This is a genomic window from Flavobacterium sp. LM4, assembly GCF_002017935.1.
Classification (GTDB): domain Bacteria; phylum Bacteroidota; class Bacteroidia; order Flavobacteriales; family Flavobacteriaceae; genus Flavobacterium; species Flavobacterium chungangense.
The window spans coordinates 960,158-981,023 of the sequence record NZ_MUFW01000001.1 but is presented as its reverse complement, the minus strand read 5'-3'; the positions used below and the strand labels follow the sequence as shown (position 1 = coordinate 981,023).

The following is a 20,866-nucleotide window of genomic DNA, read 5'->3' as shown; positions in this document are numbered from 1 at the left end:
TTACTTTTTTTGAATGATTACCGCACTTGTCGGGTAAACTCCTTTTACACAATCTCCTACACCATAAAATGTTTTAGGATTTGGAAAAATCACCTCAATTAACTTTACAAATTCTTCATTCGATAATTCGAAATCATGATCATCGTGTCTGAACTCTTCTGTCAATTCATAATTTACGTTGAAATCTTTATCCGGTGTTGTTACAAATAATCGCGTAAAATTGGTATTATCCCGAATCCAGATCAACAATGATTTTGCTTCTTCTAACGAATTGTGTTCAATCACTTCGCTTAAAATAATCTGGCCTTGAAAATCTTTAAGCTCATCTAATTTTTCAATCCAAACCAAATGATCTGCTCTTTCAATAGCCTGAATTTTATCTGCAACGTGTTTAAAATCGACCTCATCGTAAGCGTAATATTCCTGCGTAAATCCTCTTTTATTTAATAATTTGAAATATTGTAATTCTCCACAGCCGAAATCCAGAACAGTTTCATCAAAATCAATTTTACTGCAAATGAATTCTTTTCTCGACTGATGCGTATCTGTAAAAACAAACTGAACTTCATTATCAAAATAAGCTTCTAACTGCGGTTTAAACTTCTCAAACTGCACCGGCGAACGCATGATTCTTTTTATAAAAAGATAAAATACGAAATACGGAATTCCGGCAAGATTGATAAACATCGTAATATGCTTCTGAATGAAAAAATCATCAATAAAAGTGTATACTGCGTACCTGTTTGTGAAATGTGTAAATAATGCTACCAACGAGAATTTCTGAATTGCTTCCCTTACCGTTGCTCCTTCAATCCTTAATTCGAAATTATTTCCAATTTTGTGTTGAAGCGATATACCATCAATATATTTCGACAAAAGATATTTTTCGTTTTTATACCAGTTTGAATCTATAAAGAATGTAGGAACTTCGATTGCACATTTTCCGGTATCTACTTCATCGTAACTTTTCTCTAACCAGGAAATCAAAGTTTCACTTAAAACTTTGTTTTCTTTGTATAAATGATTAAAAAACTCCGTCATGATGTTTAATGCCAGCAACGGACTGCAGTAACTTTGAAAATCGATTTGATTTCCTTCTTCCGGCAGATAACTGTTCTTGCCGTCTAAAAAGACACAGTGATATTCGTTTTCGGCAATTACATTTCCAATTAAAATCCCGTTTTTCAATTCTTTCAGATAAAGTCCCTGATCGGTGTTCGGGTTCTTGTAAAGAATGTCTAAAAAGTATTTATTTTCCGATTTAAGTTTTATAATCATGACCTTTATTTTTGTTTGACAAATATAGCTTTGTCACTGCGCAATTATTTTGCGCAGTTTAAATTAAATTTTATTCTTCTTCTCTATTAAACGGTTTTTCAAATTTTGGCCGAATCATTTTCCAGATTGTTTCTGAATACTCTTTTCCGTCCAGCATCCAAAACAAAACACCTGGATATTTACACGTTTGAAAATACAAAGCGGTTTCCTTACGGGATTCTAATGTTTTAAAATCAGCTTTACATTGCGCTTCGATTGCTTTATACTCATTTTCCAGATTTGTTTTAGTCAACTTTACCCAGTTAAAAAATTCATCAGGAACACGCTCTAAAATTTCTTCGAATGACTGATTGTTTTTTAAATATTCCCAGATATTCAAATTAGAAACCTGAGTAACAATTCGGTGTAAACGAAGGTATTCTTCGAATTTAATTTTTACCCGAAAATTATCTGCGTATTTAATTACAAAGCCTTCTTTGTTTTCCTGGTTTAATACTGATAAAATTCTGACTTCTTTTATTCCGTCAAATTTCTGAACTATTGGAAAACCAATATCCTCAAGAGGAAATTCTGCTCCGGACTGCGTATCGATAACAGCCAGTAAAACCAGTTCTTCTGATGTTCCGTAATCTAAAACGATTCGGTTTTCCGGATAGATAATTTCAAACAAATACGTTTTGGTTTTATCCAGTAATGACCATGAATCTTTATATTTTCCATGAAGCATTTCATTTGCTTTATCCGACTGATCGCTGGCGAACGAACCCCGGCTAGCCATAAATGGCACATCGTTTATCCAGTACAATATGCCAAGCGAACCGTCCATTTTATCAAACACTTCAAAAGTTGTATTGGGAAGCATTTGATTTTCCATTTCACCCAAATTAAAAAACTTAGGAAAAGGTCGTGCAATTACATTATCATTTCCATCTAAAATCAAGCCCCGACAGGCTAAAGTAATTTCATTCCAGACTCTCTCAAATTGGGCATTTTGAGTATAATTATAAATATACAAATCATGCTCAGGATGTTTGTTTACCCTGATATAATTTTGCGAAATCATTTCTTTTAAAAGCGTTGTATTCATTAGTTCTAATCTTTGAACAAATATTCAAAATTGAGTGCGCAGTTATTTTGCGTAGTCAATTTTGTTTTCATCTTCATATTTATACTCTGTCTTATTTTTCATTTCAAAGCTTCTGATTTTGAGTATAATGATAAAATTGAAAACCCATTGCTGCAAGTTTTCAAAATCGGTATTTTCTTCTCTAAAAAGATATTTTCGCAAATCAGGAAACTGAAGTGCAATCTCGTTTTTTGTATAAAGTTCTTTTCCTTGATGAAGCGAAATCGCCTGCCCTAACTGAAATGCAATTGATTTCATACTATCCAGGTTGTTTTTATCTTTTCCGAAAGAATCAATATGGTTTAAATCTATTTTTTCTAATGCCTGAATCTTTTCTTCCAAATCGCCTTTCAAAGCGTTTTTGATTAACGACCGATATGCTGTTTTACTTAAAAAAGACAAAATCATTCGGGTGCTTCTCAAAAATTTCAAATCGATATCTCTAATCAAAAGTTTTGTTATTTGATTATCGAATTTCTGACTATGATTTGGATACGTGTAGAATAATGCATTGTTCAATTCGTCTGTTGTGCCTTTGTAAACCTCGATTAAATGACCATTTTTTTGAACGGCAAGATTGGCATTGATTTTCTTTTCAGGGTAAAATAATTTTATCGGTTCACTGAGTTTTTTGGAGAGTGAAAGTTTTTCTAAAATCGTTTCCGGCATTTCTTCAATGAAGAAAACCAAATCGAGATCTAGAGAATTTTCAGAACCGAATATTTGATAGATTGGTGGTTTCATTTTATTTTTTTTTAAACACATTTTTCTTTAGATATTTATTCCAATTGAAATCGATCACCATTTTCTTGTTGTCGTAATAAAATTTCATGAATTCTATTAAGCTCTTCTATAATTGGTTCCATTGGATATTCCACATTAAACATCTTAAAAATATGTTTATCAAGAAAATATGCTCTAAAAAATGTTCTTTGATCATCAACGTAAGTTATTGGTCCCACATATTTTGGCATTACTATCCCTCTAATAAATTCTTTTAAAAAATCATCTAATTTCTCATCAAAATGTTCGATAAGATTTCGCATATGTCTATTTTTTAAAATACTTGAATTACTAATATGATAAACTTCGCGTAATTTTTCCGCTCTAATTTTGTAATAACCAGTATTCTTTGGAGGCCAAAAAAAACGAGAAATTCCAGCTGCATTAAGAATAATATTTTGACATAAATCTAAAATCAAATCATCGTTTTGACAATCATAATATTTACTTTCAAAAATTTCATTTAATAATTCAACATCATTAAAAATTGAACGTGTTTTGGTTAATAAAGCTTGAATATAAAAAGCTTCATTAAAAGGATGGATTTCAAATTCTGAATTTTTCATATCTATCATTTTTTTTCAAAGATTAAAATATTACTACGCAGTTATTTTGCTTAGATAATTTATTTCTCGTAAAGTTTTATAAAAACTGTAAACGTGCTTTTTGTCATTTCGACGTAACGAGAAATCTCCATTGCAAAATCGACAAAGTATTGCTTTTGATTGCGGAGCTACTTTCGGAGATTTCTCCTTACGTCGAAATGACATAAAACAAGAAAATGCATTTAATCCTTATAATCTGAAGAAAAACTTTGCGGAGACGCACAGCAGTGCGCCTCTACAAACCTTTTCACTTTATTACTTTGACTTAGTCAATCAATAATTGCGTCACAACCGCCGGATTCATAGTCCATTGCGCTGTGTACACCTCATCAGCCATTTCATTTTTGGTAATTGTTAAGCCTTGAGCTTCCGCTTTAAGCTGTAATAAATTACCAATATTCAATTTGCTGGTCAATTTTGCCAATAAAGCCTGAACTCCTTTAAAATCCAAACCTCCAACAACCTGACCTCCGAAAGTCATCTCTAACCAAACGATTTCTCTTTTGGCTACATCCAACACTCCAAAAACCAAACCCTTGGCAACATTCTGTGTCACACGAACCTGATGATCAACACACGACGGATCGTAGGCAACACCAGTTCGTTCTGAAATTTTCATCGGATATTTACTATTCATCCAACCTACAACCAAATTTGGAGTTATACTTCCGTTGCTGTACGCATTGCAAGTAAAAGTTACAAATTTTGCCTTGGCTTTCGCCAATTGGTCGATATTAATGTTGATATATTCAGCCGTTCCAATTTTATTCGGAATACTTCTGATATCACCACTATGCTGACAGCCCGTTGTTGTCAATCTGCTGAAAGAACAAATATCTGAACGGTCTTCGTACGCGATATGACAGCTTAAATCCATATCTAAATGCTGCGCTGGCAAATCTTTACCCCATTGCATAAACAATCGCACTTCATTTCCTTCGATTGGAAAACGTGTTCCCATTAAAGCAACCGGCAGATCCTGAATGGTTTCGCTTCTATCACCAACCGAAACTGGCATATTGTACAATTGCGGATCAATATAGATCGTTTTGTTTGGGTTTGAAACCGACGCAAATCGTTTTTTCATTGCCAAAATAGTCAGGTCTTCAATTTGAGTTTTCATTGTATCCAACTGAGCATCATCATATAACTTCAACAACTGATTTGACGCAATTCTTTTGTTTGTTCCGCCCAAAGGTTTCACACTTCTCTGCATGTTTACATCAAAGTAATTCTGCGCATACATGTTTAATGTAAACACCAGTCTTGCCGGAACTTTATCGATGATTTCTTCGAAATGGGCAATAGTTTCATCGGCTCCAAACCAAAGCATATTAGAGAATAACGAACGTGCAAATAAACCCGGACGCTGTTTCAATAAGGCAAATGTCTTATCGGCATCAAATTTCAATCTTGACGAATTCACTTTGCTTTGCCAAACATCGTACATCTGGTTGTAGAATACATCCATTAAAAAATTCAATTTCTCAAATCCTTTTCTTTTGCTGTATTCTGCCAAACGCAACGCTCGGATAAAACGAACCCACATTCCTCTTTTTGGATGCATGATCTCGCACATTGCTTCTACATCCAAATTCATATTATTTAACCAATTTGCTACCATCAAACATTCTTTTCGGGAATATTTTAGTTTCAAATCTTTTTTAGATGCAATTCTGGCCTGTGCACTTGTATCTAATGAATTATGAAAATGCTGACCGTTTTTAGTGGCTCTTTTGATAATCGTTTTTGGTTCGATAATCTGCAGCATTCCGGTATTTTTATACCATAAATAACGTAAGATATCTGTTGGCGTTTTCAAAAACTGTGAAGCCATATCTTCAGTGCCATTTTCAATCAAAAGATCGATAACCAGCATTAAAGTTTCCTTCATTGCTATTTCAGTTTTTGGCAAAGGAAAATATTGCATTACCATTTTTAAACTATCTACCTGAGTAGCGTCTAAAGCGGTTTTAGATTGCAATAAGGATATATAGAAATTATTTAAATCTCTTTCTGACCATAATTCAAGCATTTTCAATTTGCTTCCTTGACCGATATTTTCCAGTTTTCCAAATTCAAATGGAGTTCCGCAGAACGGGCAACCGTTATATCTTGCTAACGGAAAAGTATTATCAGGGATAATATGTCCACATTGTAAAGTTGTTCCGTTTTTAGTTTTAAAAACATTTCCGAAAAACGTGATGATATGATCTACAACAGATTCGCCTGTTGGAACGTTCCATTCTTTTACCAATGGCGTCCAGTTTTTATCTGTTCCTAAGACTTCTCTCAAAACTTCTAAAACCTCGATTTTATAATTCGGGCTTACGTTGTTTAAAGCGCGAAGCAAAGTTTCAGAAAATGTAAATCCAAGTTTTGAAACATTGGCTAACAAAACGGATGTTGTTCCTGATAAATTTTTAACATCATTCGTAATCATTTCTGATGGAATGAAAATAGCGTTCTGACGCAAACTGATTTTTAATAATTCTCTTGTTTTCATTTTTTTTAATTTTTAAAATTTAGATAATAGTGCTTCTGAGTTCTACCTAAAAGAGTGTTTGAAGTAAGAAGCACTTGACCTTAAATTCGAGTGTAATTGATGAACTATTTTATCTGGTGGGTTTCCCCAAAGAAGTAAGTTAATCTTGACCCTCGTCTTTTATTAATGATGATTTTAAAACTTGCCGGACTCGAACCGGAAAAACCAATTTCCAGAAGTAAGTTTTAATTGACCATTAATGTGAAGCAGATGGGATTCGAACCCACGACACGGACATTAGAAGTGTACGAAGTAAGTTTGGATTGACCCTTTAAGGATAATTTCAAAACTACCTGCTCTACCGCTGAGCTACTGCTTCATGAGAATTGAATAAAAAGGTAATGGTGTAAGTGTGTACATTGGAAAGTGTTTTCGAAGTAACTCAAACTTGACCTGTTTTATTCTATATTTTATTTGTATGAACGTTTGTTTTTATTTCTGAACAAAGATTTCTAAACTAGTACGCAATTATTCTGCGTAATGAAATTTTTGTTTTATTTTTTAGAAATACTATTTGTTTTATTTCCTGAACAAAGATTTTAAAACCACTACGCAATTATTTTGCGCAGTAAAAAAAGAATTTTAAATTTGAGTAAAAAACAAGATGAATTTAAAAGAAATTTATTCTGAATTACTCTCGAATATTGGTTTTTCAGTGAATGAAATTCAGTTAAACTGGCTGGATTTAGAAAAAGCATATTCCAAGAAATCAAGGCATTATCATAATCTCACGCATTTAAAAGAAATGATAGAGGGTTTTGAAACGTATCGGGATAAACTTGAAAACCCAAACGAAATATTATTTTCTATTTTTTATCACGATTTTGTGTATTCGGCTTCCAAAAAAGATAACGAACTCAAAAGTGCTGAGTATGCTTTGTCGATTTTACCTGAAAATGTCAATCTAAATAAACAATTAGTTTTTGATGCCATCTGCGCAACACAACAGCATCAGCAAAACGCAATTGAAGATATAAACTGGTTAATTGATTTTGATTTGAAAATTCTGGCTAAAGACTGGGAGGATTATAAAATCTATTTTGAACAAATTCGAAAAGAATACCGGATTTATCCTGATTTTCTTTATAAACCGGGACGGGCAAAAGCTTTGAAACATTTTCTGGAGAATGAATTTATTTTTCAAACGGAACACTTTAGAAGTTTATATGAAGAGAAAGCCAGAACTAATATTGAAAAAGAGATAAGCATTTTAGAAGGTAAAAAATAATCTCGCAAAGTCGGAAGTCGCAAAGTTTTTATTAAAGCAACAACGTATTATTTGTCATTTCGACGAAGGAGAAATCTCCACGAGAAGCTCCATGAAGATTGGACTCTCGTTGCGGAGTTACTTGCGAAGATTTCTCCTTCGTCGAAATGACACAAAATGAGCAAAATCATTTTAATCGTTTTAATCTGTGGCTAAAAAAACTTTGCGACTTTGCGACTTTGCGAGCAAAAACACACAACCATGTCACAAAACAAAAACGCCTTAATTCGGTATAAAACAATTGACAAATGTCTGCAGAATAAATACAGGCAATGGACCTTGAAGGATTTAATCGAGTGCTGCTCCCAGGCTTTGGAAGAATATGAAGGCCGGCAAATTCCAATCAGTAAAAGAACCATTCAGATGGATATTCAGCTGATGCGAAGTGAAAAATTGGGTTATAATGCGCCAATTGTAGTTTACGATAAAAAATATTATAAATATGAAGATGAAGATTTTACGATAACCGATATTCCGCTGACAGAAACGGATATGAATGTCTTGACAGAAACGGTTTCGATGCTGAAACAATTTAAAGATTTCTCTTTGTTTAATGACGTATCGGATATTTTACAGCGACTGGAGGATAAAATCTATGCCGAAAAATCACACACCAAACCGGTTATTTATCTGGATAAAAATGAAAAACTCAAAGGCCTTCATTATTTAGATGAAATATATCAGGCGATTATCAAGAAAATGGTTCTGATTATTACCTATAAATCTTTTAAATCGCGAGACGAAACCAGATTTCATTTTCATCCTTTTATTTTGAAGGAATTTAATAATCGCTGGTTTTTAATTGGGAAGAAGAAAAAATCACAGCCTATTACCAACTTGGCTCTGGACAGAATCATTTCGATTGATTATGATTTTAACCTTCCGTATTTGGAAGAAGATTTTGATGCCGAATCGTATTATAAAAATGTGATTGGCGTTACAGTAAATTCAGGTTTGCAGCCCAGACGCATTGAGCTTTGGATTGATGCTGAAAATGCTCCTTATGTCCTGACAAAGCCTTTGCATCCTACACAAAGACTGATTCAGGAAAATGAGGACAAGAGTATTATTATTCATTTGTTTATTATTCCGAATTACGAAATGGAGCGTTTACTATTAGGATTCGGCTGCGGAATCGAAATTTTGCGCCCGGAAGGTTTCAGAAAACGAATGAAGGAAATACTTCAAAAAGCATTGACGAAATATGATGAACAAGATTCAATGCCCTGAAGCAGGATTTTATCTACACAATAATATTGCTTTGTAACTTTTTATCATAATGCTATTTTTTGAAGCGGTAAATTCTTTAAAACATAAAAAAAGAATAGTATATTTCAATTAAAAAGAATCCAAAAAACACACTAATTCAAAGACATTTTCTAATTAACCTAAAATTTATGAAAAAATAATATGCATGCATAGTATTTTTTGATTATATTTGAAATCGATATCGTTATTTATGAAAGATAAAACAATAGATTATATTTTAAGAGCCACCTGGCAGGCCGTTTCCCGAATGTATAATGAGGAAGCTGCTAAATATGACGCTACAATGGCAACGGGTTTTGCACTTTTAAGTATAGATAAAGAAGAAGGAACTCCATCAACAGCTTTGGGACCAAGAATGGGCATGGAAGCTACCAGCCTGACCAGAACATTAAAATCTATGGAAGACAAGGGTTTGATTGTTCGAAAGAAAAATCCAAGTGACGGAAGAGGAGTTTTGATTTACCTGACCGAATTTGGAAAAGAAAAAAGAGAGTTATCTAAAAATACAGTTCTGAAATTTAATGAAACGGTTCGAAAGCATGTTTCAGATGAGAAGCTTAAGCATTTTATAGAAGTTTCGGAAATCATCAACGAATTGATTCAGGACAAAAACATATTTAATCACACGAGCGCCAGCGAACTGGCGAAACAAACAGAAAATACAGAAAAAGAATAACCTTAATTATTGAGGAAATTCAAAATAAAAAAACAAAATATCAAATATGAAACGCACAATTAAAAAAGTCGCTGTAATCGGATCCGGAATTATGGGTTCAGGAATAGCTTGTCATTTTGCCAACATTGGTGTTGAAGTTTTACTGCTTGACATCGTACCCCGCGAATTGACAGAAGCTGAAACTAAAAAAGGATTAACGCTTGAAAGTAAAGCCGTTCGCAACCGTGTGGTAAACGAGCATTTGGCGAATTCATTAAAATCAAAACCCTCTCCTATTTACAGTCAGAAATTCGCAAACCGAATCACGACTGGAAATACAACTGATGATATGGCAAAAATTGCCAATGTTGACTGGATTATCGAGGTTGTTGTAGAGCGTTTAGACATTAAGAAATTAGTTTTTGAACAAATCGAGAAATTCCGTAAACCGGGAACTTTAGTTACTTCAAACACTTCCGGTATTCCAATTCACTTTATGAGTGAAGGAAGAAGCGAAGATTTTCAGCAACACTTCTGCGGAACTCACTTTTTTAACCCTGCGCGTTACTTAAAATTATTTGAAATTATTCCTGGTCCAAAAACGGCAACTGAAGTATTGGATTTCTTAAACGAATACGGTTCTAAATTTTTAGGAAAAACATCTGTTGTTGCTAAAGATACTCCGGCGTTTATTGGAAACAGAATTGGCATTTACGGAATCCAGAGTTTGTTCCACTTAGTAAAAGAAATGGGATTAACAATCGAAGAAGTGGATAAATTGACTGGTCCTGTAATCGGGCGTCCAAAATCAGCTACTTTCCGTACTGTTGACGTGGTTGGTTTGGATACTTTGGTACACGTTGCCAACGGTATTTATGAAAACTGCCCGAACGACGAGCAACACGAATTGTTTAAACTTCCTGATTTCGTCAACAAAATGATGGAAAATAAATGGTTAGGAAGCAAAACAGGTCAGGGTTTTTATAAAAAAGTAGATAAAGATATTCTTTCTTTAGACTTAGATACATTAGAATACCGCGCTGCTAAAAAAGCAAATTTTGCAACGCTTGAACTAACAAAAACTATTGATAAACCAATCAATCGTTTTAAAGTTTTAGTGAAAGGAAAAGACAAAGCGGGTGAATTCTACCGCAAGAGTTTCTCTGGAATGTTTGCTTATGTATCCAACAGAATTCCTGAAATCTCAGACGAATTATACAAAATTGATGATGCGATGAAAGCCGGTTTTGGATGGGAAAATGGTCCATTCGAAATTTGGGACGCTATTGGCGTTGCCAACGGAATCGAAATCATGAAAGCAGAAGGTTTAGAGCCAGCTGCGTGGGTTACTGAAATGTTAGCTTCCGGAAGTGACAGTTTCTATACTGTAAAAGAAGGTGCTTCTTATTTCTATAATATCCCAACAAAATCTCAAGTTAAAGTTCCTGGACAAGATTCCTTTATTATTCTGAACAACATTCGCGAAAGTAAAAAAGTTTGGAGCAATAGTGGTGCAATTATTCAGGATTTAGGAGACGGAATTTTGAACTTAGAATTCCAATCTAAAATGAATACCATTGGCGGCGATGTACTTCAGGCGATCAATAAAGCAATCGACTTATCTGAAAAAGAATATCAAGGTTTAGTTATTGGTAACCAGGCAGCGAACTTCTCTGTTGGAGCTAATATTGGGATGATTTTCATGATGGCAGTTGAGCAGGAATATGACGAATTAAACATGGCAATCAAATTGTTCCAGGACACCATGATGCGCGTTCGTTATTCTTCTATTCCAGTTGTAGTTGCTCCTCACGGAATGACTTTTGGAGGTGGATGCGAAATGAGTTTACACGCTGATAAAGTAGTAGCTGCTGCAGAAACCTACATGGGATTAGTTGAATTTGGTGTTGGTGTACTTCCTGGTGGTGGTGGTTCTAAAGAAATGGCTTTAAGAGCTTCAGATCTTTTCCGTAAAAATGATGTGGAACTGAATGTTCTTCAGGAGTATTTCTTAACCATCGCAATGGCAAAAGTATCTACTTCAGGCTACGAAGCTTTTGATACAGGACTTTTGCAACATGGTAAAGATATTATCGTGGTAAATAAAGATCGTCAGATCGCTGAAGCTAAAAAACATGCTTTGTTAATGGCAGAAGCAGGCTATACACAACCTATCAGAAGAACTGATGTGAAAGTATTAGGAAAACAAGCATTAGGGATGTTCTTAGTGGGAACCGATCAAATGGAAGCTGGAAAATACATCTCTGAACACGACAAGAAAATCGCAAACAAACTGGCTTACGTTATGGCCGGAGGTGATTTATCGGAAGCTACTTTAGTATCTGAACAGTATTTACTAGATATCGAACGTGAAGCTTTCCTGAGTTTATGTACAGAAAGAAAAACTCTGGAGCGTATTCAATATATGTTAACTAAAGGAAAACCGCTTCGTAATTAGATAATAAGATGAAAGAAGCAAGACTTCAAAACAAAGTTTTGTCTTTTCTCTTGCCTCTTACCTCTTTCCTCTAATAAATCTTAAAAAAACAAAACAAATGAAAACAGCATATATCGTTAAAGCATATAGAACAGCAGTTGGAAAAGCTCCAAAAGGTGTTTTTAGATTTAAAAGACCTGATGAATTAGCCGCAGAAACCATTCAGTTTATGATGGATGAACTGCCAGATTTTGACAAAAAACGTATCGACGACGTTATGGTAGGAAACGCCATGCCGGAAGCAGAACAAGGTTTGAACGTTGGCCGTTTGATCTCTTTGATGGGATTAAAAGTAGAAGATGTTCCCGGAGTTACTGTAAACCGTTACTGCGCATCCGGATTAGAAACTATCGGAATGGCGACTGCTAAAATCCAGTCAGGAATGGCAGATTGTATCATTGCAGGTGGTGCAGAAAGTATGAGTTTTATTCCGATGGGAGGTTACAAACCAACTCCGGATTATAAAGTTGCCGCTGCAGGTCACGAAGATTACTATTGGGGAATGGGTTTAACTGCAGAAGCAGTTGCCAATCAATATAAAATTTCAAGAGAAGATCAGGATGAGTTTGCTTATAACTCTCATATGAAAGCCTTGAAAGCGCAAGCGGAAGGAAAATTCGACAAACAAATCGTTCCGATTACTGTTGATCAGACTTTCATCAATGAAAATGGAAAAAAAGAAACTAAGTCTTACATTGTAAAACAAGACGAAGGTCCAAGAGCCGGAACTTCTGTTGCTGCTTTGGCGGGTTTAAAACCTGTTTTTGCTGCCGATGGAAGCGTTACAGCAGGTAACTCATCACAAATGAGTGACGGTGCTGCTTTTGTTTTAATCATGAGTGAGGACATGGTTAAAGAATTAAACCTTGAGCCAATTGCCAGATTAGTAAATTTTGCTTCATCTGGCGTTGAACCAAGAATCATGGGTATTGGTCCGGTAAAAGCAATTCCGAAAGCTTTGAAACAAGCAGGTTTAGAATTGAAAGATATTGAATTGGTTGAATTAAACGAAGCATTTGCTTCACAGTCTTTGGCTGTAATTCGCGAACTAGGTTTAAATCCTGATATCGTAAATGTAAACGGTGGCGCAATCGCATTAGGACACCCGCTGGGATGTACAGGGGCTAAACTTTCTGTTCAGTTATTCGATGAAATGAAACGCAGAGGCAGTAAATACGGAATCGTGAGTATGTGTGTGGGAACCGGACAGGGAAGCGCAGGGATTTACGAGGTTTTGTAAACAAAGTATTCGCTCCTATTTGTCATTCCGACGAAGGAGGAATCTCCGCGATAATTATCCGCATAGTTTATCAATCGTTGTGGAGCTACTTACGGAGATTCCTCCTTCGTCGGAATGACAAAAAAGCCGGAAATACTAAATTATATAAGGTTATAAAATAAAAAAACATACAAAAAACAAAAGCAATGGCAGATACAATCGAAAAAAACGTAACCCGTGGTGGTCAGTTTTTAGTTAAAGAAACAAAGTGCGAAGATGTCTTTACACCAGAAGATTTTTCGGAAGAGCAGTTAATGATGCGTGACTCTGTTAAAGAGTTTGTAGACAAAGAAATCTGGCCTAACAAAAATCGTTTTGAGAAAAAAGATTACGCATTTACTGAAGAAAGCATGCGTAAAGCAGGTGAACTAGGACTTCTTGGAGTTGCAGTTCCTGAAGAATACGGTGGATTAGGAATGGGATTCGTATCTACAATGTTAGTTTGCGATTATATTTCTGGTGCTACAGGATCTTTCTCAACTGCTTTTGGTGCACATACTGGAATTGGAACTATGCCAATTACCCTTTATGGTACTGAAGAACAAAAGAAAAAATACGTTCCAAAATTAGCTTCAGGAGAATGGTTTGGAGCTTATTGCTTGACTGAACCAGGCGCAGGATCTGATGCTAACTCAGGAAAAACAAAAGCAGTTTTATCTGAAGATGGAACGCATTACAAAATTACAGGACAAAAAATGTGGATTTCGAATGCAGGTTTCTGCAGCGTTTTCATCGTTTTTGCCCGCATTGGAGATGATAAAAATATTACTGGTTTCATCGTAGAAAACGATCCGTCAAACGGAATTTCTATGAATGAAGAAGAGCATAAATTAGGAATCCGTGCTTCTTCTACGCGTCAGGTTTTCTTTAACGAAACGAAAGTTCCGGTTGAAAACATGCTTTCTGAAAGAGGAAACGGTTTCAAAATCGCGATGAATGCATTGAACGTTGGTCGTATTAAATTGGCTGCTGCTTGTTTAGATGCACAAAGAAGAGTTACTTCCGGAGCTGTAAAATATGCTAATGAAAGAATTCAGTTTAATACTGCTATTGCAAGCTTTGGAGCTATCCGTTCTAAATTGGCTGAAATGGCAACTAGTGCTTACGCCGGAGAAAGTGCTTCTTACCGTGCTGCAAAAGACATCGAAGACAGAATCGCTGCTCGTGAAGCAGAAGGAACTTCTCACCAAGAAGCTGAATTAAAAGGTGTTGAAGAATATGCTATTGAGTGTTCTATCCTGAAAGTAGCAGTTTCTGAAGATGTTCAGAATTGTGCTGATGAAGGAATTCAGATTTTCGGTGGAATGGGATTCTCTGAAGATACTCCAATGGAAAGTGCGTGGAGAGATGCCCGTATTGCTCGTATTTATGAAGGTACGAACGAAATAAACAGAATGCTTTCGGTAGGTATGCTGATCAAAAAAGCAATGAAAGGTCACGTTGATTTACTTGGACCTGCAATGAAAGTTCAGGAAGAATTAATGGGAATCCCTTCTTTTGATACTCCGGATTTCTCTGAATTATTTGCAGAAGAAAAAGGAATCGTGGCTAACCTGAAAAAAGTTTTTCTGATGGTTGCCGGTAGCGCTGTTCAAAAATATGGTCCGGATTTAGATTCTCACCAACAGTTATTAATGGCTGCTTCTGATATCTTAATCGAAATTTATATGGCCGAAAGTACAATTTTGAGAACGGAGAAATTAGCAAAATCTCAAGGAGAAGATAAAGTACAAGAGCAAATCGCTATGGCAAAATTATACTTATACAAAGCTGTAGATATTGTAAACTCAAGAGGAAAAGAAGGAATCGCTTCATTCTCTGAAGGCGATGAGCAACGCATGATGTTAATGGGATTAAAACGTTTTACAAAATATACCAACCTGCCAAACGTTGTGGCATTGAGAGAAAAAATTGCAGAAAAATTAGTGGCAGAAAATTCATATTGCTTCTAATTTAAAAATAGTTTTTTAGCTTTTAATTTGTTAAATCCGCATTTGTCCCGAAACAAATGCGGATTTTTTATTTTGTATACATTAGAGAATTTAGGATAATGAACTACGCCACTATTTTTTAACTTCGTCCGGCTTTGGGAACTCAATTTCTCCATCATAAGAAATTGATGCCCTGTTATTACTATTAACTGAAAGAGATGCACCCCCATCAAAAAAAACAATCATAAAAAGATTGTAAACATCATCCTTACCTTTTACAGTTGCTTTTATATTATAGGATTTTTTCTTTTTTTCAATTTGTATACCCTCAGGAATGCCTTCAAATTTTACACCGCCATCACCTCCTCCATAAGGTACGCTAAATGCACGTCCAAAAAATGGCAAATCGCAAGTTGTCCTGGTTTCGCTGAATTTTAAAAAATAAGTATTATAATCTAAATTTAAAAGTCCACCTCCTTGAGGTATGACTTTTTGTGCCTCAAAAACAAAATTTTTAGAATCAATAAGACCTTTAATTTCTTTTTGTTTCTGTAATTCTTTTTCTGCTTTAAGTGCTTTTTTAGATTTTTCCTGTGCCAATACGGGAAAAATTAAAAAAGAGCATATGACTAATAAAACAAATACTTTAGTTTTCATAAATTATATTTTAGTTTAAGAAAGGAGGTTTTATCTTTTTGTGAATCGTATCGTTTCAATATTACCAGAAATAAAATTTAAAGTTCTTCCATCATCCGTAATAGTATAGGAAGTTACTTTAGACAAAGTACTCATAAAAACCTGTTCGCCCTGCCCATCTATACACATCATTTTGGTTATAACCATAGGCTCCTGAAAATTAATTTTGTTTTCAGATGCATTAAGTTGGCCTGTATAAGAATTACAGCTGTTATTACCCGAAACCAAATTTTCTTTAGTATTGAAATTTATTGTAGGTTTTTTATCCGGATATAAACCCTCAAAAGCAATTCTTGGTCCAGTGATATAAATAAGTTCCCAATTCCCTTCCAGTTTATAAACGACATCCTTTTTTTTACACTTAAAAACATTACAGGAAATTAACAGAAAACCAACAAAAAAAAGGATAAAAACATTCTTTATCATAATATTAAAATTTTAAAAATCAACAATTAAAAAACAGTTGAAGCCTATTTTTTTCGTTAAAAACAAATACTAATTTAAGCAATCTTTTTAAGCTTTATGTTTAAAGTTAATTAAATAACATCGAATAGTTTTGGATTTTTTTAACGTAAATACTTAAAGAATATCTTATGTTTTATGCTAAATTTACTTATCATTAATTTAAATGCCACACATATGAAAAAAATAATTGTTTCGTTCGCAATAATTACTGCCTTAATAATTGGTTGTAAGACCAGTACAAAATCAAATGATGCTAAAACGCTGACTGTAACTTTAGAGCCAAAAAGCAATAGTAAAGTCACAGGAACCGCAACATTTACAGAAAAAAATGGCAAAGTAACTTTTACAGCAAAAATAGCGGGTTTACAGCCGGGTGTTCATGCCATTCACATTCACGAAAAATCAGATTGCACTGCTGCTGACGGAAGTTCTGCCGGTGGACACTGGAATCCAACTTTCAAAAAACATGGAAAATGGGGAGTTGGCGAATATCATAAAGGCGACATTGGTAATTTTACAGCAGATGCTAATGGAAACGGAACTATAACCATGACTACTGATGAATGGTCTATTGGTGGTGATGATGAAACTAAAAATATTTTAGGAAAGGGATTAATTGTTCATCAGGGAGCTGATGATTTTACTACACAGCCTACAGGTAATGCAGGTGGTCGCGTTGCCTGTGCGGGGATAATTAAATAATAAAAAATTTAATAACCACTATTTTTTTACAAAATCTAGTGGTTATTTCATATAAAACTAATCTTAAACACAAGAAAAAGATATAGCTTTGTATCCTCAAAATCAAGTTAATGATTAACCCATCGGCACCCGGCTGGATAGACAAATTTTTTAGTGAACAAAAATTCTCAGAAGCTATTCCTTTTGAGACTACTGACTCGTTTTACTATAAGGTTAGAGAAACAGGCTTTATCTATGGGCATATTATCTCTATTGATTCTCAAATCCCAATTCCTATAAAAGGCTGGTTTAAAACCGAGATTTCTAAAATTGCTTTATTAAATACATTATATCATGTTTTTTGTCTTGAAAAAAGAAATTCAGAGCCGAATAACTTTATTTCTGAAGTTCTAAAATTTTATAAAGAAATGAATCCCGAAGGGTTTAGTTTGTTTAAAATTTTGCTACCAAAAGACACTCCATCATTATCATTAGAAAATATAATTGATCAAAGAGTTCAAACCAATGACAGTATCATTAGTAAAAACTTCTCACATCTTGTAACCAATGCTTTATTATTTATAGATGTACTGGCTTTTAGACAATATTTAGAACATGGCGTAATTCCGGAGAAATATCTCAAGCGAATTGAAGAAGCTGTACTTGGAATTGTAGGATTAGCATTAAAAACTAAAACAGTAAAATCTCAACACGACGACTTATTAATTAAACTTTTTGAAGCTTCTATACGGTACTCAAAATTTTCAAAAGTTACTGTTGATACTTTAGAAACTTTAACCCTAAGTTATTTCGATAATAAATTAGAGCATTATTATTTAATCGATATGGCCGGAATGGCTTTATGGAGCGACGGCGTGGTTGAAAATGAAGAAGCTTACTTTTTATATTCGTTAGGATCAATGATGAAAGTTTCTGATGATTTCGTAACTCAAAGTATTGCTACAACCAATTTATTCATCACAACGCACAAAAAGAAAATTCCATATTTTAATTATTCTAATCCGGTAAAACACTTTTACGACCAGATGACACACACAGTTGTAAAACTAATTATCCGAAATAAAAACAGACTGGTTAAGGAAATTGTTCAAAGTAAAGAATTAATGGTTCTTTTGGCGTACTCTACAACAAGAGATCTGGATGCCAAAGAAAAGAAAAAAGTAAAAAAACAGCTTTTGGATATCTGTAAAACGATTCCGTCACTTACCATTTTTTTACTTCCCGGCGGAAGTTTGTTATTGCCGATTTTAATAAAGTTTATTCCAACGATGTTACCTTCTGCTTTTAATGAAAACCTGGACGAGAATGAATAAAAAAAATCGCCCTTTTGAGGCGATTTTTTATTTTATAGATTATTCAGTTGATAAACTTCATCAAGTTCAGAATTCGAACTGATATTTACATTTAAATCTGTTACAAAACCTGAATTTAATCCGTAAACCCATCCGTGAAGCATTAAATCCTGGCCGTTTTGCCAAGCTCCCTGCACGATTGATGTTTTTGCTAAATTGTAAACTTGTTCTTTGGCATTAATTTCAACAAAAGTATTGAAACGTTCTGTTTCATCTTCGATTGAATTTAAATATTTATCGTGCAAACGATACTCATCTTTAATATGACGAATCCAGTTATCGATAATTCCAACAGATTGGTTGCCCATTGCTGCTTTTACACCTCCACAGCCATAATGTCCACACACAATTACATGCTTTACTTTTAAAACATTTACCGCATAATCCAGAACACTTAACATATTCATATCTGAGTGTACGACCATATTGGCAATATTTCGGTGTACAAAAACCTCACCTGGCTTTGCTCCAATAATTTCATTAGCAGGAACACGACTGTCAGAACAACCTATCCATAACAATGGTGGGGTTTGTCCTTTTGCTAAATCTGCGAAATAATTAGGATCTTTTGCTAATGAATTTTCAACCCATTTTTTATTGTTTTCAAGTATTTGTTTATAAAACTCTATCATTGTTTTTTATTTTTTTTGAATGGTATTTCTCTGTGATAACGATTACAAAAGAACTCATGTAAAGTTACCTAAATTTAAGATTCCACACTCTTTTAGAAATACATTAATTATTTATTTTGTTTTAAAATTTTTCTTTTGCTTCTTCTTTTTTTACTAATACTCTCTTTGCTACATCATAATAATGTTCAATAGAAACATGATTATTATTATCCGGAGTATTTTCTAATTCGTAAGCTTCTTTAAAACCTTTCAGTTTTACCTTGATATTTTCATCAATAGCACGAGTTTCTTTAAATTCTCTGATTAAATCCAATACATCATGGGCAATATATTCTGTATCATGTGCATTGATGATAACTTTAGAGTTTTCAGGAATTTCACTTAATGTTTGTTTTATAGCAGCTTTATTCAAAAATGATACTTCCTGAGCCAAGTCGATGTGAATAATGTCTCCATCTTCGTATTCTTCTTTCTTGAAGATATAAGCTCTTTTTAAGTTACCTCTCAATACAAAAATGATACTGATGATAATTCCCAACGCCACACCTTTTAGTAAATCTGTCGCAACAACAAATACCAAGGTTGCAATAAAGGGAATAAACTGATATTTTCCTTTATGCCAGAAATGTAAAAATGTAGCAGGTTTTGCTAATTTATATCCTACCAAAATCAAAACTGTAGCTAATGTTGCCAATGGAATTTTATTTAATATTGCCGGAATAGACAAAACACTAATTAATAAAAGTACACCGTGAATAATTGAAGACATTTTTGATTTTGCTCCAGCATTATTATTTGCAGATGATCTCACAACTACAGATGTCATTGGCAATCCTCCTAAAAGGGAACTTAACATATTACCAACACCCTGAGCTCTTAATTCTACATTTGTATCTGTATAGCGCTTTTGAACATCCATTCTGTCAGAAGCTTCAATACACAACAACGTTTCGATAGAAGCTACAATGGCAATTGTAATGGCTACGACCCAAACTTGAGGATTTGTAACTGCGCTAAAATTTGGCGTGATAATAATGGACTTAAAATCATCAAAAGATTTTGGAACCGGTAACGAAACTAAATGTTCTTTTGCAATTGCAAGCGAGCTTCCTGACGATATAAAGAATTCATTTAATAAAACCCCCAGAATAACAGCTACCAAGGCGCCTGGTACTAATTTTAATCTCTTTAAAAATGGGACTTTATCCCAGGAAATTAAAACTACAAGCGAAATTAATGAAATTACTACAGCACCTAATTGAATGTGATTAACAACATCAAATAGAAAAGAAAATGAATTGCTTCCATCATTTTGAATGAAAGCCTGATCTCCTTCAAAATCTGAATCGTAACCAAATGCGTGCGGTATTTGTTTTAGAATAATAATAATACCGATACCGGCAAGCATTCCTTCAATTACATTGGTTGGAAAATAATTCGATATACTTCCGGCTTTTAAAAACCCTAATGCTAATTGAATTAATCCTGCAATAAAAACTGATAGTAAAAAAACATCGAAAGCACCAAAATCAGTGATGGCGGTTAAAACAATAGCTGTTAAACCAGCTGCTGGTCCGGAAACACTAATATGTGACTGGCTTAAATAACCTACCACAATACCTCCAATAACACCTGCAATGATTCCAGAAAACAAAGGTGCACCGGAAGCCATTGCAATACCTAAACACAATGGAAGAGCGACCAAGAAAACCACCAAACCTGAAGCAAAATCAGATTTAAGGTTAGCAAAAAGATTAATTTTTTTTGACATAATACAATACTAA

17 protein-coding genes and 1 tRNA gene are annotated in these 20,866 nt (G+C 34.2%); 8 read left to right on the top strand and 10 right to left on the bottom strand.

Going from position 1 to position 20,866, the window contains the following annotated elements; all coding sequences use genetic code 11:
- The 6 genes from BXU10_RS04480 to BXU10_RS24880 all read right to left on the bottom strand — a co-directional run bounded on the left by BXU10_RS04480 (position 1) and on the right by BXU10_RS24880 (position 6,656).
- Complete coding sequence (locus BXU10_RS04480) at positions 1-1,278, bottom strand: hypothetical protein (protein ID WP_078226286.1); 1,278 nt, start codon at positions 1,276-1,278, stop codon at positions 1-3.
- Positions 1,279-1,348: 70 nt separating this feature from the next.
- Positions 1,349-2,365: an RNA ligase gene (locus BXU10_RS04475; RefSeq protein WP_078226285.1), complete on the bottom strand. Its 1,017-nt coding sequence runs from the start codon at positions 2,363-2,365 to the stop codon at positions 1,349-1,351.
- Positions 2,366-2,407: 42 nt separating this feature from the next.
- The gene (locus BXU10_RS04470; protein ID WP_123921946.1) at positions 2,408-3,148 is read right to left on the bottom strand and encodes a hypothetical protein; all 741 of its coding nucleotides are present in this window, start codon (positions 3,146-3,148) and stop codon (positions 2,408-2,410) included.
- A 35-nt stretch (positions 3,149-3,183) separates the two neighbouring features.
- Entirely contained in the window at positions 3,184-3,753 is a 570-nt protein-coding gene (locus tag BXU10_RS04465) for a hypothetical protein (RefSeq protein WP_078226283.1), read from the bottom strand.
- Between the two features lie 304 nt (positions 3,754-4,057).
- Positions 4,058-6,298 carry a hypothetical protein gene (locus tag BXU10_RS04455; protein WP_078226281.1) on the bottom strand — a complete coding sequence of 747 codons (2,241 nt, stop codon included), beginning with the start codon at positions 6,296-6,298 and terminating at the stop codon, positions 4,058-4,060.
- Positions 6,299-6,539: 241 nt separating this feature from the next.
- A tRNA-OTHER gene (locus tag BXU10_RS24880) sits at positions 6,540-6,656 on the bottom strand.
- Positions 6,657-6,941: 285 nt separating this feature from the next.
- Here BXU10_RS24880 and BXU10_RS04450 point away from each other — a divergent pair.
- The 6 genes from BXU10_RS04450 to BXU10_RS04425 all read left to right on the top strand — a co-directional run bounded on the left by BXU10_RS04450 (position 6,942) and on the right by BXU10_RS04425 (position 15,256).
- Positions 6,942-7,565, top strand: a complete 624-nt coding sequence (locus tag BXU10_RS04450; RefSeq protein WP_078226280.1) for a hypothetical protein — start codon at positions 6,942-6,944, stop codon at positions 7,563-7,565.
- 240 nt (positions 7,566-7,805) lie between these two features.
- Positions 7,806-8,834: a YafY family protein gene (locus BXU10_RS04445; RefSeq protein ID WP_078226279.1), complete on the top strand. Its 1,029-nt coding sequence runs from the start codon at positions 7,806-7,808 to the stop codon at positions 8,832-8,834.
- A gap of 229 nt (positions 8,835-9,063) precedes the next feature.
- Positions 9,064-9,549, top strand: coding sequence for a MarR family winged helix-turn-helix transcriptional regulator (locus BXU10_RS04440; protein WP_078226278.1), 486 nt, complete (start codon positions 9,064-9,066; stop codon positions 9,547-9,549).
- A 46-nt stretch (positions 9,550-9,595) separates the two neighbouring features.
- Complete coding sequence (locus tag BXU10_RS04435) at positions 9,596-11,986, top strand: 3-hydroxyacyl-CoA dehydrogenase/enoyl-CoA hydratase family protein (RefSeq protein ID WP_078226277.1); 2,391 nt, start codon at positions 9,596-9,598, stop codon at positions 11,984-11,986.
- 97 nt (positions 11,987-12,083) lie between these two features.
- The gene (locus BXU10_RS04430; RefSeq protein ID WP_078226276.1) at positions 12,084-13,265 is read left to right on the top strand and encodes an acetyl-CoA C-acyltransferase; all 1,182 of its coding nucleotides are present in this window, start codon (positions 12,084-12,086) and stop codon (positions 13,263-13,265) included.
- 185 nt (positions 13,266-13,450) lie between these two features.
- Positions 13,451-15,256, top strand: coding sequence for an acyl-CoA dehydrogenase family protein (locus tag BXU10_RS04425; protein ID WP_078226275.1), 1,806 nt, complete (start codon positions 13,451-13,453; stop codon positions 15,254-15,256).
- A 111-nt stretch (positions 15,257-15,367) separates the two neighbouring features.
- On the opposite strand, the gene BXU10_RS04420 is transcribed toward BXU10_RS04425, so the two are convergent.
- Together BXU10_RS04420 and BXU10_RS04415 are read right to left on the bottom strand one after the other, a co-directional pair.
- A complete protein-coding gene (locus BXU10_RS04420) occupies positions 15,368-15,892 on the bottom strand; it encodes a DUF4251 domain-containing protein (protein WP_078226274.1) in 525 nt (174 codons plus the stop codon).
- Positions 15,893-15,922: 30 nt separating this feature from the next.
- The gene (locus BXU10_RS04415; protein WP_078226273.1) at positions 15,923-16,357 is read right to left on the bottom strand and encodes an META domain-containing protein; all 435 of its coding nucleotides are present in this window, start codon (positions 16,355-16,357) and stop codon (positions 15,923-15,925) included.
- 213 nt (positions 16,358-16,570) lie between these two features.
- On the opposite strand from BXU10_RS04415, the gene BXU10_RS04410 reads away from it, so the two are divergent.
- Positions 16,571-17,098 carry a superoxide dismutase family protein gene (locus BXU10_RS04410; protein WP_078227912.1) on the top strand — a complete coding sequence of 176 codons (528 nt, stop codon included), beginning with the start codon at positions 16,571-16,573 and terminating at the stop codon, positions 17,096-17,098.
- A 110-nt stretch (positions 17,099-17,208) separates the two neighbouring features.
- Complete coding sequence (locus tag BXU10_RS04405) at positions 17,209-18,411, top strand: LETM1-related biofilm-associated protein (RefSeq protein ID WP_078226272.1); 1,203 nt, start codon at positions 17,209-17,211, stop codon at positions 18,409-18,411.
- A 32-nt stretch (positions 18,412-18,443) separates the two neighbouring features.
- On the opposite strand, the gene can is transcribed toward BXU10_RS04405, so the two are convergent.
- On the bottom strand, positions 18,444-19,082 hold the full coding sequence (can, locus tag BXU10_RS04400) for a carbonate dehydratase (RefSeq protein ID WP_078226271.1): 639 nt from the start codon (positions 19,080-19,082) through the stop codon (positions 18,444-18,446).
- Positions 19,083-19,203: 121 nt separating this feature from the next.
- Positions 19,204-20,853, bottom strand: coding sequence for a SulP family inorganic anion transporter (locus BXU10_RS04395; RefSeq protein ID WP_078226270.1), 1,650 nt, complete (start codon positions 20,851-20,853; stop codon positions 19,204-19,206).
- Positions 20,854-20,866 lie beyond the last annotated feature (13 nt).

Coding starts and splice junctions, on each gene's coding strand:
- BXU10_RS04480 (WP_078226286.1), bottom strand. CDS start 1,278: ATGATTATAAAACTTAAATCGGAAAATAAATACTTTTTAGACATTCTT.
- BXU10_RS04475 (WP_078226285.1), bottom strand. CDS start 2,365: ATGAATACAACGCTTTTAAAAGAAATGATTTCGCAAAATTATATCAGG.
- BXU10_RS04470 (WP_123921946.1), bottom strand. CDS start 3,148: ATGAAACCACCAATCTATCAAATATTCGGTTCTGAAAATTCTCTAGAT.
- BXU10_RS04465 (WP_078226283.1), bottom strand. CDS start 3,753: ATGAAAAATTCAGAATTTGAAATCCATCCTTTTAATGAAGCTTTTTAT.
- BXU10_RS04455 (WP_078226281.1), bottom strand. CDS start 6,298: ATGAAAACAAGAGAATTATTAAAAATCAGTTTGCGTCAGAACGCTATT.
- BXU10_RS04450 (WP_078226280.1), top strand. CDS start 6,942: ATGAATTTAAAAGAAATTTATTCTGAATTACTCTCGAATATTGGTTTT.
- BXU10_RS04445 (WP_078226279.1), top strand. CDS start 7,806: ATGTCACAAAACAAAAACGCCTTAATTCGGTATAAAACAATTGACAAA.
- BXU10_RS04440 (WP_078226278.1), top strand. CDS start 9,064: ATGAAAGATAAAACAATAGATTATATTTTAAGAGCCACCTGGCAGGCC.
- BXU10_RS04435 (WP_078226277.1), top strand. CDS start 9,596: ATGAAACGCACAATTAAAAAAGTCGCTGTAATCGGATCCGGAATTATG.
- BXU10_RS04430 (WP_078226276.1), top strand. CDS start 12,084: ATGAAAACAGCATATATCGTTAAAGCATATAGAACAGCAGTTGGAAAA.
- BXU10_RS04425 (WP_078226275.1), top strand. CDS start 13,451: ATGGCAGATACAATCGAAAAAAACGTAACCCGTGGTGGTCAGTTTTTA.
- BXU10_RS04420 (WP_078226274.1), bottom strand. CDS start 15,892: ATGAAAACTAAAGTATTTGTTTTATTAGTCATATGCTCTTTTTTAATT.
- BXU10_RS04415 (WP_078226273.1), bottom strand. CDS start 16,357: ATGATAAAGAATGTTTTTATCCTTTTTTTTGTTGGTTTTCTGTTAATT.
- BXU10_RS04410 (WP_078227912.1), top strand. CDS start 16,571: ATGAAAAAAATAATTGTTTCGTTCGCAATAATTACTGCCTTAATAATT.
- BXU10_RS04405 (WP_078226272.1), top strand. CDS start 17,209: ATGATTAACCCATCGGCACCCGGCTGGATAGACAAATTTTTTAGTGAA.
- can (WP_078226271.1), bottom strand. CDS start 19,082: ATGATAGAGTTTTATAAACAAATACTTGAAAACAATAAAAAATGGGTT.
- BXU10_RS04395 (WP_078226270.1), bottom strand. CDS start 20,853: ATGTCAAAAAAAATTAATCTTTTTGCTAACCTTAAATCTGATTTTGCT.